Origin of the sequence: Budvicia aquatica DSM 5075 = ATCC 35567, assembly GCF_000427805.1 — a bacterium.
GTDB lineage: Bacteria > Pseudomonadota > Gammaproteobacteria > Enterobacterales > Enterobacteriaceae > Budvicia > Budvicia aquatica.
In genome coordinates this window covers 1-14810 of sequence record NZ_KE386585.1, presented here as the reverse complement: position 1 = coordinate 14810, position 14810 = coordinate 1, and the positions used below count along the sequence as shown (strand labels likewise).

Sequence of the window (14810 nt, the reverse complement as noted above, 5' to 3'; positions counted from 1 at the left end):
TGTTTTTTTCGACAGAAGTACAAGTTGTAATCAAATAGTAAAGCACTTGTTATCATTGGGAATTTAATTATGGAATATTTTAACGGAGTTAATCATGTTGTTATTACGGATTGATAGAAAAGGAAATATACAAAACCAACTGGTTACCAATATTATTGATTTAATCAATCAGGGCGAATTGAAATTTGGTGACTACCTTCCCTCAATAAGGTCTATGAGCGATCACTTCTCAATATCACGCAGTTCTGTTATCGGTGCTTATGAAAAACTAGCCAGTCTTGGGGTTGTTCAAAGTAAAGAGAGAAGCGGTTTTTTTGTTGCCGCTATTTTTGATCGTGAGCTACACGAAAAGGCGAAGGATGTACTCTTTATTGATAACAATCAAAGACCCAATGATGGTAAAGGACTGTTGGAATATGTAGATGATACTAATATTCCCGGGGCCTTTATGAAGAAATACTTTCTTGACCTGCATTTGAATAAAACGGCTGACGCTGAACATTTTGATTTGAAAGAGAATATCATCAATACCGTACTCTCTCTGCGGGGTATGAAAATGAAATTCAGCAATACCGTCGTATCCAAAAGTGCGACATCGCTGGTATTTTCAATCGCTTTAGCGATTAAAAATCACAATCCAAATCCTTGCGTAGTGCTAGAGTTTCCTTGTAATCAATTGATCTATGAAATATTTAATTCGTTCAACTTCGATATCAAGCTTGTTCCTGTAGACAGCAACGGCCTGATGGTTGACCAACTGCCTAATGAACCGGTTGATTGTATTTATGTGACGCCATCTTACCAGTTTCCTACCGGTGGAATCTTAAATCAGGAACGGCGAGCTTATTTGACCGAGTGGTGTTTAAAAAACGACGCTTGGCTGATTGAGGATGACTCCTGGGCTATCATGAATTTAGGCAAAAAAATCACCAGTCCGATTTACCTTAATGGCCAGAATGATCGCCTGATTTATGTGACTTCTCTGGGGCTTATTCTTGGTAGTGAAACCAGTGTTGGTATTGGGGTCTTTCCGGAGGCTTTACTGGACAAGGTACAGGATATTGAAAACATCGTTAATAATGAATCTTCAGTGATGTTTTCTAAACTGATTTCAGACTATCTGGGTTCAAATAGAATTATCAGGGATATTGCCAATCTTGCACAAAAAAGAAGGGAAAAGTATCAGTTGGCCATAGAAGGGGTTAATCGGGCATTTGACGATCCTGACGTGTGGGGTGAACCACGGTCGACCTATTTTTCATTTAATATGCAGGATGTCGGGTTGCTGAAAAACAGTGAGATTCTAAATAAGATAACGCTGATTTCAGATCGCTGTAATTGTACTGATTATCCTGAGTTTAAGAATCGGGTCATTTACCCGTTTGCATCACTTAGCCTTGATGAGATTGGTCGAATTAATCAGCAGCTGGCTTTGAATAGATAGTTTTATTTTATTGAATACAAACGTATTCCTTATTAACCATTTATAGTTCAACTTATAAATGGTTTTTGTCGTTCCTATTTATAGGATATGAAAAAATTTTCATATCACTAATATCATCTGATTAACCCCTGCTCTGGCTGTTTTATTGATGTTTGTTTTTATATTTATGCTTTTAATGCGTTGTCTTATGGTGTTTTTTATTTCAATGATGGCTGTGTGAAAAGTATTTTTTATTTTGTCTTGGTTATTTTTTATTTTTTTGTTCATGGTTTTTATTTCTGTTTGATGTCATGAAATTTATCCCTTTGGTGCTACATAAATATTATTGTGAAAATATAATGCTCCGTATTACTGGTATTGCGCCGGTGATAAGTTATCCAGTCAATAATATTCACTACTTTAAAATGTTGGATACTGGCTGGATAGATGAAATTGTTTGATTTATATATCATATAAGGGAATAGATAATGTTTGGTAAAATTTCTAACGCAGTATTAGGCGGTTCTGTATTTGTTGCTGTTAAAACTCAACAAAAATTTAAAGAGCTGATGGCTAATGAGAACGGCGTTACCGCAATTGAATATTCAATGATTGCCGTTGCTGTTTCTGCAATGCTGTATATCGTTCTGGGTGATGGTACTTCAGGTGATAACTTCTTAGGTAAGATTATTGAAGCCTTTGGTAAAATTAAAGATAGCTTAGATAAATCTATCTCAGCTTTCCCTGCGTAAGTTAGGCAGTTAGCTGTTATCTCTGCTGGTTAATTACCAGCAGAGATCTTAGGTATGTATAGCGAAAAATAATAAGAAATAAATAGCTATGCTATTAAATAGATAATATCAAATTGCTATGATTTTAATTTGCAGTGGTTATCACTTGTTGCCTTATAAAAATAGCTAAATGATATTAAATCAGGGGTGATGTGTGTGGGTTTTAATTGGACTGATGCTTCCTTGGTTTTTTATCTTGATAAGAATCTGTTACACAGATATTCGTTATCGGTTGATAAAAAATATTGATGTGGCATTTGTTCTTTTGTTAGTTATTGCGACTCTATTGATTACCAGTCAGTCGCCTAATTTTTTAGCTGCGCTGATTATTTTTGCTATTGGCTTTATTCTGGTAGCCATTAACATTGTTGGTGCAGGAGATATCAAACTGTTATCCGTTCTCGCATTAACAATTCCTCGAGGTGATGTTGTAAGTTATTTATTACTAATGTCTATCATTGGTGTGTTTTTAGCATTAATTGAATTTTTTTTGAGGCGCTTTAATAAAAAACATGTGGCTCGAGGGCTGCCTTATGGTGTTGCAATATCAGGAAGCTATCTATTTGTTCTTATAGGAATATTAGCACAAGTTAATTACTAAAATATCCGCTATACAGGGAGTTAGAAATTGAATCAGAAAATGATCATGGGAATGGCCATTTTGTTAGTTATTGTTGGCGGGCTTGGGCTACTTCTTTTTTCAGACTCCAATAATAACCCTGCACAACCCCAGGAAATTGCGACCAATAGTGGCGTAGAAAAAGTCAGGGTGGTTTTTGCGGTAGCTAATACCAATCTCAAAGAGGGGCAGATAATCACCGCCGGTGATTTTAAACTTCAATCTTTCGATCTTGAGCCCGGACAGTGGACTAAAGAAGAGTCTGATGCTGGTAGCATGCCGCTAATGGGTTATGTGGCCCTAAGTGATATTACCGCCAATAGTCGTATCCTGACCGGGCAGGTTGCTGCTCCTGGTTCAAATGCCTATTTGGCCCGTTTAGTCTCACCGGGTAATAGCGTATTTTCTTTTCAACTCGATAGCCGTCAGGCTGCCCAACTGGTATCGATAAAAGCCGGCGAACACCTGGATATCTATTTTCGTTACAACCTCATTCAAAACGATTATCAAACGCGAATTCTGCAAAATTACGATTTGGAATTAAAAAAGCTGGGTGATTTTAATCAAACCAAGCTGCTACCCGTTTTAAATAGCAAAAAACTACTCTATATCGATGCCAATTCAATGAGTAAGCCGATCTCTGAAATAGCCAGTACGGTTAAGAAAGCCACGAAAACTAAAGAGGCAGATGAGTCAGCTATCGAAGGTGGAGTGACGGCCTATGTTGAACTGACTGATAAAGAAATTAAGAGCATATATTCGATTGAACCCTTTGGCACTTTCATTTTATTTCCAGCCAGCTTTAAGGATAACCGAGCGATTTCCACGGATGAAACTTTGCCTGAAAATATCCGGCAACTAAGAGGTAAAAAAAGATAATTTATGAATACCAATAAAACGGCTTCTTGGTTACAGATACAAAAACTATTTGGTTCATTGGTCTGTATTTCAATCATATTTATTTTCACTTCAGCTTGGGCTAACGCTAAGTCAACCTATATTAAAGAAGGGGAGGCTCGTACGTTTAAAGTGACACAGGATATCGGTACGGTATTTATCTCTAATCCTGAAATAGCTGATTATGAGCTGGTTGATAATAGACAACTGGTAGTTTTTGCTAGAAAAAATGGACGTTCTCAACTGGTTGTTTATGGCGGTGAAAATGCAACCCCATTGATATCTATGGACATTGTTGTTGACCCTTTGCTTGGCAATATCGCCGATGATATTGCAGCTGAATATCCGGGAAGCCAGATTGAAATTAGCCAGTATGGCAAGGGATATGTGGTATCGGGTACCGTACCGAGCGAAGAGGCTCGTGATGGAATTTATATGACGGTTGGTGAGGCTTTAGGTTTAAAGAGAAAAATCAGAGAGCTTAAATATACCACCGGTGGCGGAAAAGGCGGAGATAGTAATGAAGACGTCGGTTTTATGGAAAGAACGACGTTTGAAGGGTTAGTTAACCGTATGAAATTACCGATGGCTAATCAGGTCAACGTTAAGCTAAGCGTGGTTGAAGTCTCAAAAAAGTTTATGGATAACGTTGGCATTGACTGGAGTAATGCCGGTTTGCCTACCGGCCAGTTTAGCCTGACTAAATTTAAATTTGATGCCACGACCTTGAACAACATGATTTATGCCATGAAAAATGATTCGATTGCACGCGTATTGGCTGAGCCTAATTTATCGGTAATGTCCGGTGAAACGGCGGACTTTTTGGTCGGCGGCGAAATTCCTATTGTGACGACTAATAGCGACGGCGTTAGTGTGACTTACAAAGAGTTTGGGGTAAAGCTAGGCATCGCGGCAAAAGTTGAAAACCAAAACCAGATAAAGCTCAGACTGTCTGAAGAGATCAGTAATCTTGACGGTGAGTATCAGATGGGAATTTTTAACATTCCTAAACTAAAAAGCCGCAAGGCGAGAACCACCGTTGAACTGGCTGATGGTGATAGCTTCATTTTAGCCGGGCTATTAAATGAAAATGACCGGGAAACACTTTCCGGAATACCATTCATTAGTGAAATACCTATTTTAGGTTCACTTTTCCGTCATGCTACGACAGAGAGAGAGCGTACTGAGCTGGTTGTCGTTGCGACAGTCAATTTAGTTAAACCTATTTCATCCCGAGATGCTGTATTACCTGATTTTTCACGTAGTACCGTTGCCGAACGCTTTTTTAATCTGAGCTCAGTCAGCGAACCTAAATCGAGAAAACAGGTTGCAGAGTTTCTTAGTAAAGGCGGTTTTGCACAATGAAAAGAGCTATTTTTTCGATCTGGATTTTTTTCGGTGCTATGGCGATGTCAGGCATATTGGCGGCTGCGCCTACGGTGACCTGGCATGATTCAGCTTTAGCATCTGATGATAAGTTTGATATTTCACTGTTAAAAAACGCTGAAGCTGACAAAAAACGCTTTGTTAGCGATACGCTACAGCGCTTTAGTATGATGGCTGAAAGCACCTTATTACTGACGTGGTATAAGGCGGAAAATAAGAACCTAGCCTATGACATGCGTTCTCGCTTAGTTAACGCTGGCATTGATCCATCACTAATTGTTATGGAGAAAAAAATAGGGGGCGGGAGTAGTTTGGTTAATCTCTCTATCGGCAAGGATACAACAGTATTCCACACCTGTAATTATCATCGACAAGACTATAAATACCGTGACCGAGATAAAGTGGGTTGTTCGCTGGATAACTTACGACGTGCCAGTGTGATCAATAAATAACTTTAAAATTAAGCATATATCATCCGATAAATTATAGGTTGTAGGTTTATGTTATTATTTTCAAATGCAGATAAATCAAAGGGATCTGAAGGACAAGAGTACGTTGTCATTGTCTCTTCGCGTCCTGATTGGATGAGTGATATTTGCAGCCAACTGGTATTAAAAAATATAGAACCACTATTTCAGGTCAAGGCAAATTTCTTAACCGCAGACGTCCTTGATCTACCTGAATATATTAGTGCAATTATTATTGATATTGAGAAGTCTGATAATTGCGCTCTGCTGCTAAATAAAATTACTACGTTATTACCCAGCTCGGCAAAGTGTCTGGTTGTAGGGGATACTGACTCCATTACATTATCCCAGCAATTTATTGCCGGAGGCGTCAGCTATTTACACTATCCATCCCAGTTAGTTAACGTGGTCCAGAACGTTAAAGATTCATCGGCAGAAATGAAAAATCGCCGTTCTGCTATCAAAATATCTATCTTAGGCTGTAAAGGCGGGATTGGTAATTCTCTTATTAGTTACCATGTCGCCCAGCATATCGCGACTAAAAACCGCGTTCCGGTGCTCTTAGTTCAGGGGGCGGGTGGATCTCAGGATATCGATCTGATTTCTGATAAAGCACTGGAAAAGGACGTTAGCGAGTTAACGACTTACCTGTCTGTGAAACCGGGAAATGCCAAATACACTGATGACCTCAATGATAAGGCGCTTGAACGCTATAACTTCGTAGTGTTTGATTACCCTATTTTCAATCTCAATAAAGAAGATATTGAGTTTGTTCTAAGCTCATCAGATTGTGTCGTGTTGGTCATCGGCCATGATTTAGCTTCACTACGTGTGGCAAAGTCAGCGTTAGACGTTAACCGTTTTCTGAGAACGGTTAGCGGCGGTGTAAAACGTGAGTTTGTTTGTTTAAACCAAATTCGACCTACTGCTAATGGTGTACTAACCATTGGCGATTTAACTTCGCTACTTGGCGGAGATATTTCATCTCATATTTTATATCAGCGTCCTCCGGGCGATCCTTCTAAGCCTCTGCGTTTTTTAGCCAAACAAAATAGTGCGGTATCGGCTCTGGCTAATCAGGTGTTAGGACAAAATATGGCCGCTAATAAATCAACCGGCAGCTCTATTTCACGCTTGCTGAATAAATTTAAAAAATAATTCAGTGCAGTAGGGTAAGTACATATGGAACGTGATGACAGCTTTAATGAAACTCAACGGGTTATACGCCAGCAAGTTTTAGAATCGATTGATCTGGACCGGGTTGATAGCCTTGTCGGTAATCGCTTTGCGCTGCTGCGTGAAGTTATTGTCATGGTTCAGAAAACCAGTCAGGCAATGAACCGCTACATATCGAAAGACGATCTCGACGTGTTAAGTGGGGCAATTACCGATGAGATTCTTGGCTTTGGCCCCTTACGCGAACTGCTTGAAGACGAGACGGTCAATGATATCTTAGTTAACGGCCCGGATAATATTTTTGTTGAGCGCAGAGGAAAGCTGGAAAAAACCAATCTTAAGTTTTTAGACAACGACCAGCTTACCGATATTGCTAAGCGTTTAGTTGCAAGAGTAGGGCGACGAATTGATGAGTCACAACCGCTGGTAGATGCCCGTTTACAGGATGGTAGCCGTTTAAACGTCGTTATGAATCCGGTTTCACTGGACGGAACTTCAATATCTATTCGTAAATTCAGTAAAGAGTCAAAGACCTTTAAAGATCTGATTGCCTACGGAACGCTTGACGAACGGTTAGCTAATTTTTTAATTATTGCCGGTAAGTGCCGGGCAAATATCGTGATTTCCGGCGGTACCGGGTCGGGTAAAACCACCTTGTTGAATGCGTTATCACAGCATATTTCCAGCGATGAGCGAATCTTAACCCTGGAAGATGCCGCCGAATTACGCCTGCAACAGCCTCACGTAGTTCGCCTTGAAACCAAAATGGCCAGTATTGAAAATACCGGCAAAATTAGTATGCGTAACTTGGTGATGAATGCACTGCGTATGCGCCCGGATCGAATAATTGTCGGTGAGTGCCGAGGTGAAGAGGCCTTTGAGATGCTACAGGCAATGAACACCGGACACGATGGGTCAATGACCACGCTGCATGCTAATACTCCAAGGGATGCCGTTGCTCGTTTAGAGAATATGGTGATGATGGCCGGTCTTAATTTGCCGGTTGAAGTTATTCGTCGCAACATCGCTTCTGCGGTAAATTTGATCATTCAGGTTTCACGTATGAATGATGGTTCGAGAAAGATCATGAATGTGTCTGAAGTCATGGGCGTTGAAGGGGACGTCATTGTTATACAGGATATCTTTAGTTTTGTTGTTGATGGTGAAAGAGATAGTCAGGACAGGATCGTCGGGAAATTTGTTTGTCACGGATTATCTCAACGCTCTGCTTTATATGCTCAGGCTCGGATGATGAATTTAGAGCATTTTCTCAAAATTATTTTTGAGAGGTAATGATGATTAGACTTTATGTGCTCATTTTATGTTTTGGCGTATTGCTGCTTTATCTGGTTGGTAAACGCTGGCAACTAATGCAAAAGAATATCAGCTTAGGTGAGGCAAATAGCCTGCTGAAAACAACGCTGAATCAAAATAATACCCAGTCTACGGCCCGTCGCTTAGTTTGGGGGGCCAGAGGTTTTGTCCAAACCTATATTGATCTGTTCTATCGCCGCCAGCGTAAAGTTTTAATCCGTAATATTGTTATTGTTATTGGCGTTATTATGGGAGCGCTGATTTTTAATAAGTTTGTTACTCACCAGGATGAGTTGGGTGTTATCGGTGCAGGCTTTATTCTTTCTTTACTGGTGTTAGTCAGGGTTGAAAAACGCATTTTACAGAAGTCTTTCTCCAGGGTATTCCCAGAGGCGTTATCGGTGATAAATGGTGCACTTACCTCCGGCACGAGTATTTCTCAAGCGCTGGCTGACTGTGCACTGATTATGCCTGAACCTTTAGGTGAGGAGTTTGGTCGGATTAGCCGTAGGCTGAACGTTGGTGAGGCTCCTGAGCGGGTGCTTAAGGCTTCTTATAAGCGTCTGCCTTTTAAAGAATATTACTTCTTTACCGTTGCTATTCTTATCAACCTTAAAAGTGGTGCACGACTGCGTGAAGTTTTATTGCGGTTAGGTAAAACGGTTGCTAATGCAAAGGCAATTGAAAGTAAAAAAATGGCAATGACCTCGGAAGTGCGGATGTCATCGAAAATTACAGCCATTATTCCGTTTATGTTTCTCATCGGCCTACAGTACCTTAGCCCGATAAATTATGAATATATCATGAACGATCCTGATGGGCGGGGAATCCTTTATTACTTCCTCGGTAGTGAAGCCTTTGGCATGGTGTGTGTGATGTTTTTAATGAGGAAACTGTAATTATGACAATTATTTTTTCCACCATTCTTATTTTGGGACTGATGTTTGTTTTTTATATGTCGATAAAGAACAAACAAATATCCCGAATGAAAGAAAAAATGACTCAATTGTCAGACTCTGATTCAGAGCTTATTTCGGTGGTAGTTAATAGCGCTGATTCTAAAGCTGAAAAAGTGCTTGCAGCCGGAAGCAGCGCTCTGCAACTTTTAAAGTTATTTGATGAGAAAGGGTTAGGTAAAGTACTGGTTTCGGCTTTTCTGGTCATTATTCTAATGGCCGCCGATATTGTATTTAAGTTAGAAATAAAAAATAACAATATGATGGTGCTTTGCCTGTTTATCATCATTGCGGTGATCGTGATTCCGGGCATGATAAGAAAAGTTATTGTAGGTAATAGGATCAGTAAAATAGAAAAAGATATGCCGATGTTTGTTGACCTGTTGGCTATTTGCGTACAGTCAGGCCTAACTATTGAGGTCTCATTAAAGTTCTTATCCGAAAGCGTGGGTGATGTTAACTCGAGCTTTGTACCCTTCTTGACTCGTCTGGTGAAGAGGATTGACGTTAATGGTCTGGAGTCTGGGCTGAGTCAGTTACAGCATGAATTACCCAGCCGAGAAGTGAGTATGCTGTGTGTCACCCTGAAGCAGAGCCTGCGCTATGGTTCTTCCATTTATGAGTACCTGATGGAGCTTTCAACGGAAATGCGTGAGCTCCAATTATTAAAGACCGAAGAATTGATCGGTAAGATTTCAGCAAAAATGAGTGTTCCACTTATTCTATTTTTTATGTTCCCGGTCGTGATTATTATTGCGGCACCGGGCGTTATGCGTGTTATGGCTCAGGGGTAAAAGGATGTTAATGTCTACGCGAATTTTAATTGGACTTTCGGTGTTGTTGCTCAGTGCCTGCCAACTATCACCATCTTATAGGTTTGCAGGTAATAGTGATTACCAAACGAAAGATACGGCTGAAAAAGAATTTATTTTGCAGAATGCCAAAAATTATAATGGGCTAATTGCTGTTTATAAACAGCGGCTGCAATATCGTGAAGATAAAGAGACCCGTTTAAAATTAGCTGAATATTACTATCTGGCCAATGACTATAATTCATCTCTCCACTATTTGTCGGTATTATTAGAGAATTCGCCATCAGAGCCAGCTTATTTATTGCAGGCTAAAAATTTATCGGCTCAGCATCAATATAAATCGGCTATTGATGCTATCAATATGGCAATAAGTAGCAATCCTAAATCCGGTGAGGCTTATAACGTTAAAGGGATTATTCTGTCAGAAAGCGGGCTGCTGCCTCAGGCAAAAGAAGCTTTTGAAACAGCACGAAATCTGTATGTAAAAGATGATGTGATTAATAATAATTTAGCAATGGTAGAGATTTTCTCTCAGCGTTATCAGTCAGCGGTGCGTTACCTGCTACCTCTGTATCAGCGTGGATATAAAGATGCTAAGTTGACCCACAATCTGGTGTTTGCTTTGGTTAAATCAGGTGATTATGGTTATGCCAAAGAAATTGTGCTGGTAGAGAATCTGGCCCCTTACCCGGATATTTTCTTAGAAGCTTTAGCCGATGTTAGCATTCAGCCTTATGCGCCTGACGGCAGCGTTGGTCAGACTGTGATGCTGAGCGGGGCCAGAGAAAACTCAGAATCCTTTATTGTGCCGGCTCAGCCTTCAGCAACGCCATTTATCGAACCGGTAGTAGCCACGCCGGCAAAGACAAAAACAGTATCCGTTAAGCCGGTCGAAGCAAATGAAGCCGGTAATGACGTTGTTGGTTTAAGATGAAGTCTGAAATAAAACTGAGCGTTCTATTTCATACGACATGCCAGTAGTGATATAGAGAATAAAACGGTGACTGGCGAATATGCCGGTCAGCGTAATAGTAATTAGCAAAACAGCTTTAGTCATGATGAATATAGTCGACTGAGTGCTGTAAATAGCGTTCTAGCTGCTGTTTATCAAAGCGGGATTATTGAATGCTGCTACCTGCCAAAACGTAGCAACATTGCTGTAATCCCATAAATAGGTATCCTGATACGGTTCCACTATTGTCAGATATCAGTAAGCACACATTGTGCAGCGTGATTTTTTGTCGACCCTTCTAATAGCAGTACTAACTTCCCCCCTTTAGTGATAAACATGCCGGACTCCCGCTATGCATAACCATTTGTTTTATACAAATACAATTTTAACAGTAAATATTGACAATTTATTAATGGCGTTACAAGTCTATGCTGTTTTATACGTGATATATATTTCTAAGTAATGATTATCTTTATTATTAGTGACAGTGGTTTTTTATAAAATTGTTCAGTAGGAATAACGATTGGTCTCAGGTAGGAGCTGTTAGTAAATATTTTATATGTTAATAAGTGATTCTATGTGTATACAAGAAAATAGATGGCATCATTTATGCAGAATGACGGTATATTCCTTGAGTTTTATTTTACCTGTTGATTAGTAATGATTTTATTATTCCCGTCATGGTTAAGTTAATGATTTCTTGTGTTACATGTAATTTACACGCTAATTACTTTTGTTTTACCGTCATTGACAGAATCAGGCCTAGAATTCATTTCAGATTCAACGATAAGAAATCACTTTGTCAGTTGATTAACTCACCGCTGAATACTCTGAATAAAAACGTTATTAACTTACTTAGGGGTATACCAAATGAAAAGACTATTATCACTGGCTGTAGCAACAATGTTTGTTCTGTCCGGTTCAGCGTTTGCGGCTGAAACAGCAACTCAACCAGCCAAAGCGACGACTGAACAATCTTCAGCTACTCCTCATAAGGCCAGTGAGCAAACTAAGCAGCATAAGAAACACAGTAAAGCTAAAAAAGAAGTTAAAGACGCAGCAAGCCAACCTGCAGCTAAATAAGCCGCTTAATTAAATTTTATAATCAGGGTATCTAAAATGAAAAAACTATTATCACTGGCTGTAGCAACGATGTTTGTTCTGTCCGGCTCGGCTTTCGCAGCTGAAACAGCAACTCAACCAGTAAAAGCAGCGACTGAGCAATCCTCGGCAACCCCTCATAAGGCCGGTGACAAAACTAAGCAGCATAAAAAACACAGTAACGCTAAAAAAGTAACTAAAGACGCTGCTGGTACCCCGGCTGCTTAATAAATTTCTGATATTTAGTTTACCGATATACACAAATTGAGAACCCCGGATTTCCGGGGTTTTTTACGGTGCAATATTTATTATTAATTTATCGGTCAATACTTTTGTGCCTCCTTCTGAATCAATTCACTCACTTTTATGCACTGTTTTAGTGCAGCGCAATCTCTGAAGTTGGCTTATTCATTTATATCTTGGTCTGTATTTATGTAATTATGAATGCGGATGAGGGCAGACAAAAAAATAATTTATTGACTGAAACTGACCAGGTAGCTTTGTAATTCAAATGTAATTTTATTGTTATAAAACCTATTGATATAAAAGATATAATTAAACTTTAAATCATCATTTAATCTACTATATATCGCTTCAATTCCTTCTGCAGAATACCCATTTCTTCCCCGGCTATCTAATCAGAACACTAAATTGGCATGCTACTTGCTCTGTTGTAATCGTTGGCAAATTACAATTTGAACGCGTTAAGCGTTAGTCCGTTTATCTGAGGAGAGGCATATGAAACTTGTCACTGTAGTGATCAAACCCTTCAAACTAGAAGATGTGCGCGAAGCCTTATCTTCAATCGGTATTCAGGGGCTAACTGTCAGCGAAGTAAAAGGATTTGGCCGCCAAAAAGGCCACGCAGAGCTATACCGCGGTGCGGAATATAGCGTCAATTTTCTGCCTAAGGTCAAAATTGATATTGCCATGTCTGACGACCAGGTCGATACGGCAATTGCTGCGATTACCCAGTCGGCCTATACCGGAAAGATTGGCGATGGGAAAATTTTTGTCACTGAACTCCTTAGGGTTGTTCGTATCCGTACCGGCGAAACAGACGACGATGCGCTGTAAGTTATTACCCGTTCAAATTTGAAGAAGGATGCATAGCGATGAAAAAACTCTTGTCCACACTGGCGATCGGTCTGCTGGCTATATTACCCGGGGCGGTGATGGCCGCTGAAGAAGTCGCGGATAAAGCAGACAACGCATTTATGATGATTTGTACTGCGCTGGTGCTGTTTATGAGCATTCCGGGGATTGCCCTGTTTTACGGCGGGCTGCTGCGCTCTAAAAACGTATTGTCGCTGATGACCCAAGTGATAACCACCTTTTCACTAGTCTGTGTGCTCTGGGTGATCTACGGCTATACCCTGGCTTTTGGTGAAGGAAATGCATTCTTTGGTAGTTTTGATGGACTGATGCTTAAAAATATTCAACTAACGGATGTGACAGGAACATTTTATAAGCTTATCCATGTCGTTTTTCAGGCTTCTTTTGCCTGTATTACCGTAGGATTGATCGTTGGCGGTTTCGCGGAGCGGGCCCGTTTTTCTGCGGTAATTCTTTTCATTGTCATCTGGTTCACTTTTGCCTACCTGCCGATGGCACATATGGTATGGGGTGGTGGATATCTGTTTACCCTAGGTGCAATCGATTTTGCCGGTGGTACTGTGGTACATATCAATGCCGCGGTAGCCGCTTTAGTCGGGGCATATATGGTTGGTAAACGTAGCGGGTTTGGCCGCGAAGCATTTAAACCGCATAACCTGCCGATGGTGTTTATTGGTACCGCTATTCTGTATATCGGTTGGTTTGGCTTTAATGCCGGTTCAGCCAGCAGTGCCAATGAAATTGCGGCTCTGGCTTTTGTGAATACGGTGGTAGCAACGGCGGGTGCGGTATTGTCTTGGGTCTTCGCTGAATGGATGGTGCGTGGGAAGCCTTCGCTGTTAGGTGCCTGTTCGGGTTGTATCGCTGGGTTAGTAGCTATCACTCCAGCCGCAGGCTCAGTTGGTATTGGTGGTGCATTAATTCTGGGATTAGTTGCGGGTATCGCAGGGCTTTGGGGCGTGGTTGTGCTTAAGTCTTGGTTAAAGGTTGATGATACTTGTGATGTGTTCGGGGTGCATGGCGTATGCGGTATCGTCGGCTGTTTGGGAACCGGTATTCTGACCTCTGCCGCTCTGGGGGGGACAGGTTATGCCGAAGGCATTACCATGCTGAAACAGGTTGGAATACAGGCTGCCAGCATCGGTGTATGTATTCTATGGTCCGGTATTGTTGCCTACGTTGCTTTTAAAATCGCGGATGTCTGTGTTGGTCTGCGGGTCTCTGAAGAGATTGAACGTGAAGGTCTGGACGTCAACAGCCACGGGGAAAGGGCGTATAACCAATAAGATTTGGTTTCAACTCTGAAAATAAAAAAAGACGGCTTATGCCGTCTCAGACTGCTGACGAACCCCATGTTTTTACGTGGGGTTCGCTCTTTCTAGCGACCGAAGGTCGCGATCGCGATATTTTTTTGCCTACATTCATTTTGTCTGTTTAGAGCCCTTGATAGCTTCATTATCAGCTGTAACCTCATCCAGTACTGCTCATAAAGCCAAAAAAACGCCACCATCAGCGCTATCTTCTTCATATTCTGCGCTGCAGCCGCCAGAAGACACTGCATCTGCACTTTCATTAGTCCACGGAACCGGGCATAACGATGACCATGATGTTGTTTTGCATCCGCGAAGCTGCGTTCTACTGTTTCCTTGCGCCGTTCATATATCTTTTTGCCCCATTTGGTTAGCCGTAACTCATTCGCCGTTTCCTTCGCCTCTTCCCACACATGTCGGGTGATGGTTTTTTGAGCTTTTCTATTTTGGGTGCATGAACTTCTACGCTCACACCACTGGCACACTGACG

General features: G+C 40.9%; 17 protein-coding genes. 15 read left to right on the top strand and 2 right to left on the bottom strand.

Annotation, left to right across the window (positions count from 1 at the left end; translation table 11 throughout):
• Nucleotides 1–94: 94 nt before the first annotated feature.
• A complete protein-coding gene (locus YWE_RS0122115; RefSeq protein ID WP_029096418.1) occupies nt 95–1444 on the top strand; it encodes a GntR family transcriptional regulator in 1350 nt (449 codons plus the stop codon).
• Between the two features lie 99 nt (nt 1445–1543).
• On the opposite strand, the gene YWE_RS30805 is transcribed toward YWE_RS0122115, so the two are convergent.
• Entirely contained in the window at nt 1544–1711 is a 168-nt protein-coding gene (locus YWE_RS30805) for a hypothetical protein (RefSeq protein ID WP_154661458.1), read from the bottom strand.
• Between the two features lie 200 nt (nt 1712–1911).
• On the opposite strand from YWE_RS30805, the gene YWE_RS28375 reads away from it, so the two are divergent.
• The 14 genes from YWE_RS28375 to amtB all read left to right on the top strand — a co-directional run bounded on the left by YWE_RS28375 (nt 1912) and on the right by amtB (nt 14296).
• Nucleotides 1912–2175 carry a Flp family type IVb pilin gene (locus YWE_RS28375; RefSeq protein WP_036016906.1) on the top strand — a complete coding sequence of 88 codons (264 nt, stop codon included), beginning with the start codon at nt 1912–1914 and terminating at the stop codon, nt 2173–2175.
• A 193-nt stretch (nt 2176–2368) separates the two neighbouring features.
• Nucleotides 2369–2815 (top strand): A24 family peptidase, encoded by a 447-nt coding sequence (locus tag YWE_RS0122100; RefSeq protein WP_051323520.1) that lies wholly within the window; start codon nt 2369–2371, stop codon nt 2813–2815.
• A 27-nt stretch (nt 2816–2842) separates the two neighbouring features.
• Nucleotides 2843–3712, top strand: coding sequence for a CpaB family protein (locus YWE_RS0122095; RefSeq protein WP_029096416.1), 870 nt, complete (start codon nt 2843–2845; stop codon nt 3710–3712).
• 3 nt (nt 3713–3715) lie between these two features.
• The gene (locus tag YWE_RS0122090; RefSeq protein WP_036016903.1) at nt 3716–5095 is read left to right on the top strand and encodes a type II and III secretion system protein family protein; all 1380 of its coding nucleotides are present in this window, start codon (nt 3716–3718) and stop codon (nt 5093–5095) included.
• A complete protein-coding gene (locus YWE_RS0122085; protein ID WP_029096414.1) occupies nt 5092–5568 on the top strand; it encodes a hypothetical protein in 477 nt (158 codons plus the stop codon). Before YWE_RS0122090 ends, YWE_RS0122085 begins: the two co-directional genes overlap by 4 nt.
• 48 nt (nt 5569–5616) lie before the next feature.
• Complete coding sequence (locus YWE_RS28370; protein ID WP_051323519.1) at nt 5617–6741, top strand: CpaE/TadZ family protein; 1125 nt, start codon at nt 5617–5619, stop codon at nt 6739–6741.
• 24 nt (nt 6742–6765) lie between these two features.
• The gene (locus YWE_RS0122075; RefSeq protein ID WP_051323518.1) at nt 6766–8052 is read left to right on the top strand and encodes a TadA family conjugal transfer-associated ATPase; all 1287 of its coding nucleotides are present in this window, start codon (nt 6766–6768) and stop codon (nt 8050–8052) included.
• Nucleotides 8053–8054: 2 nt separating this feature from the next.
• On the top strand, nt 8055–8972 hold the full coding sequence (locus YWE_RS29240) for a type II secretion system F family protein (protein ID WP_211231052.1): 918 nt from the start codon (nt 8055–8057) through the stop codon (nt 8970–8972).
• A gap of 2 nt (nt 8973–8974) precedes the next feature.
• On the top strand, nt 8975–9823 hold the full coding sequence (locus YWE_RS29235) for a type II secretion system F family protein (protein ID WP_051323516.1): 849 nt from the start codon (nt 8975–8977) through the stop codon (nt 9821–9823).
• A gap of 10 nt (nt 9824–9833) precedes the next feature.
• A complete protein-coding gene (locus YWE_RS29230; RefSeq protein ID WP_161628786.1) occupies nt 9834–10775 on the top strand; it encodes a tetratricopeptide repeat protein in 942 nt (313 codons plus the stop codon).
• A gap of 888 nt (nt 10776–11663) precedes the next feature.
• A complete protein-coding gene (locus YWE_RS28350; RefSeq protein ID WP_036016901.1) occupies nt 11664–11876 on the top strand; it encodes a hypothetical protein in 213 nt (70 codons plus the stop codon).
• Nucleotides 11877–11912: 36 nt separating this feature from the next.
• The gene (locus tag YWE_RS0122050; RefSeq protein WP_029096412.1) at nt 11913–12122 is read left to right on the top strand and encodes a hypothetical protein; all 210 of its coding nucleotides are present in this window, start codon (nt 11913–11915) and stop codon (nt 12120–12122) included.
• A gap of 510 nt (nt 12123–12632) precedes the next feature.
• Nucleotides 12633–12971, top strand: coding sequence for a P-II family nitrogen regulator (gene glnK / locus YWE_RS0122045; RefSeq protein WP_029096411.1), 339 nt, complete (start codon nt 12633–12635; stop codon nt 12969–12971).
• A 38-nt stretch (nt 12972–13009) separates the two neighbouring features.
• A complete protein-coding gene (gene amtB, locus YWE_RS0122040; RefSeq protein WP_029096410.1) occupies nt 13010–14296 on the top strand; it encodes an ammonium transporter AmtB in 1287 nt (428 codons plus the stop codon).
• A gap of 92 nt (nt 14297–14388) precedes the next feature.
• Here the strand turns inward: amtB and YWE_RS28345 are convergent.
• The coding region (locus YWE_RS28345; RefSeq protein WP_029093562.1) for a transposase at nt 14389–14810 on the bottom strand (422 nt) is incomplete at its 5' end.

Bases quoted from the DNA above. Each gene is read 5' to 3' on its own strand.
- YWE_RS28350 (WP_036016901.1), top strand. From the start codon at position 11,664: ATGAAAAGACTATTATCACTGGCTGTAGCAACAATGTTTGTTCTGTCC.
- amtB (WP_029096410.1), top strand. From the start codon at position 13,010: ATGAAAAAACTCTTGTCCACACTGGCGATCGGTCTGCTGGCTATATTA.
- YWE_RS30805 (WP_154661458.1), bottom strand. From the start codon at position 1,711: ATGAACAAAAAAATAAAAAATAACCAAGACAAAATAAAAAATACTTTT.
- YWE_RS0122075 (WP_051323518.1), top strand. From the start codon at position 6,766: ATGGAACGTGATGACAGCTTTAATGAAACTCAACGGGTTATACGCCAG.
- YWE_RS0122090 (WP_036016903.1), top strand. From the start codon at position 3,716: ATGAATACCAATAAAACGGCTTCTTGGTTACAGATACAAAAACTATTT.
- YWE_RS0122050 (WP_029096412.1), top strand. From the start codon at position 11,913: ATGAAAAAACTATTATCACTGGCTGTAGCAACGATGTTTGTTCTGTCC.
- YWE_RS0122115 (WP_029096418.1), top strand. From the start codon at position 95: ATGTTGTTATTACGGATTGATAGAAAAGGAAATATACAAAACCAACTG.
- YWE_RS28375 (WP_036016906.1), top strand. From the start codon at position 1,912: ATGTTTGGTAAAATTTCTAACGCAGTATTAGGCGGTTCTGTATTTGTT.
- glnK (WP_029096411.1), top strand. From the start codon at position 12,633: ATGAAACTTGTCACTGTAGTGATCAAACCCTTCAAACTAGAAGATGTG.
- YWE_RS29230 (WP_161628786.1), top strand. From the start codon at position 9,834: ATGTCTACGCGAATTTTAATTGGACTTTCGGTGTTGTTGCTCAGTGCC.
- YWE_RS28370 (WP_051323519.1), top strand. From the start codon at position 5,617: ATGTTATTATTTTCAAATGCAGATAAATCAAAGGGATCTGAAGGACAA.
- YWE_RS29240 (WP_211231052.1), top strand. From the start codon at position 8,055: ATGATTAGACTTTATGTGCTCATTTTATGTTTTGGCGTATTGCTGCTT.
- YWE_RS0122085 (WP_029096414.1), top strand. From the start codon at position 5,092: ATGAAAAGAGCTATTTTTTCGATCTGGATTTTTTTCGGTGCTATGGCG.
- YWE_RS29235 (WP_051323516.1), top strand. From the start codon at position 8,975: ATGACAATTATTTTTTCCACCATTCTTATTTTGGGACTGATGTTTGTT.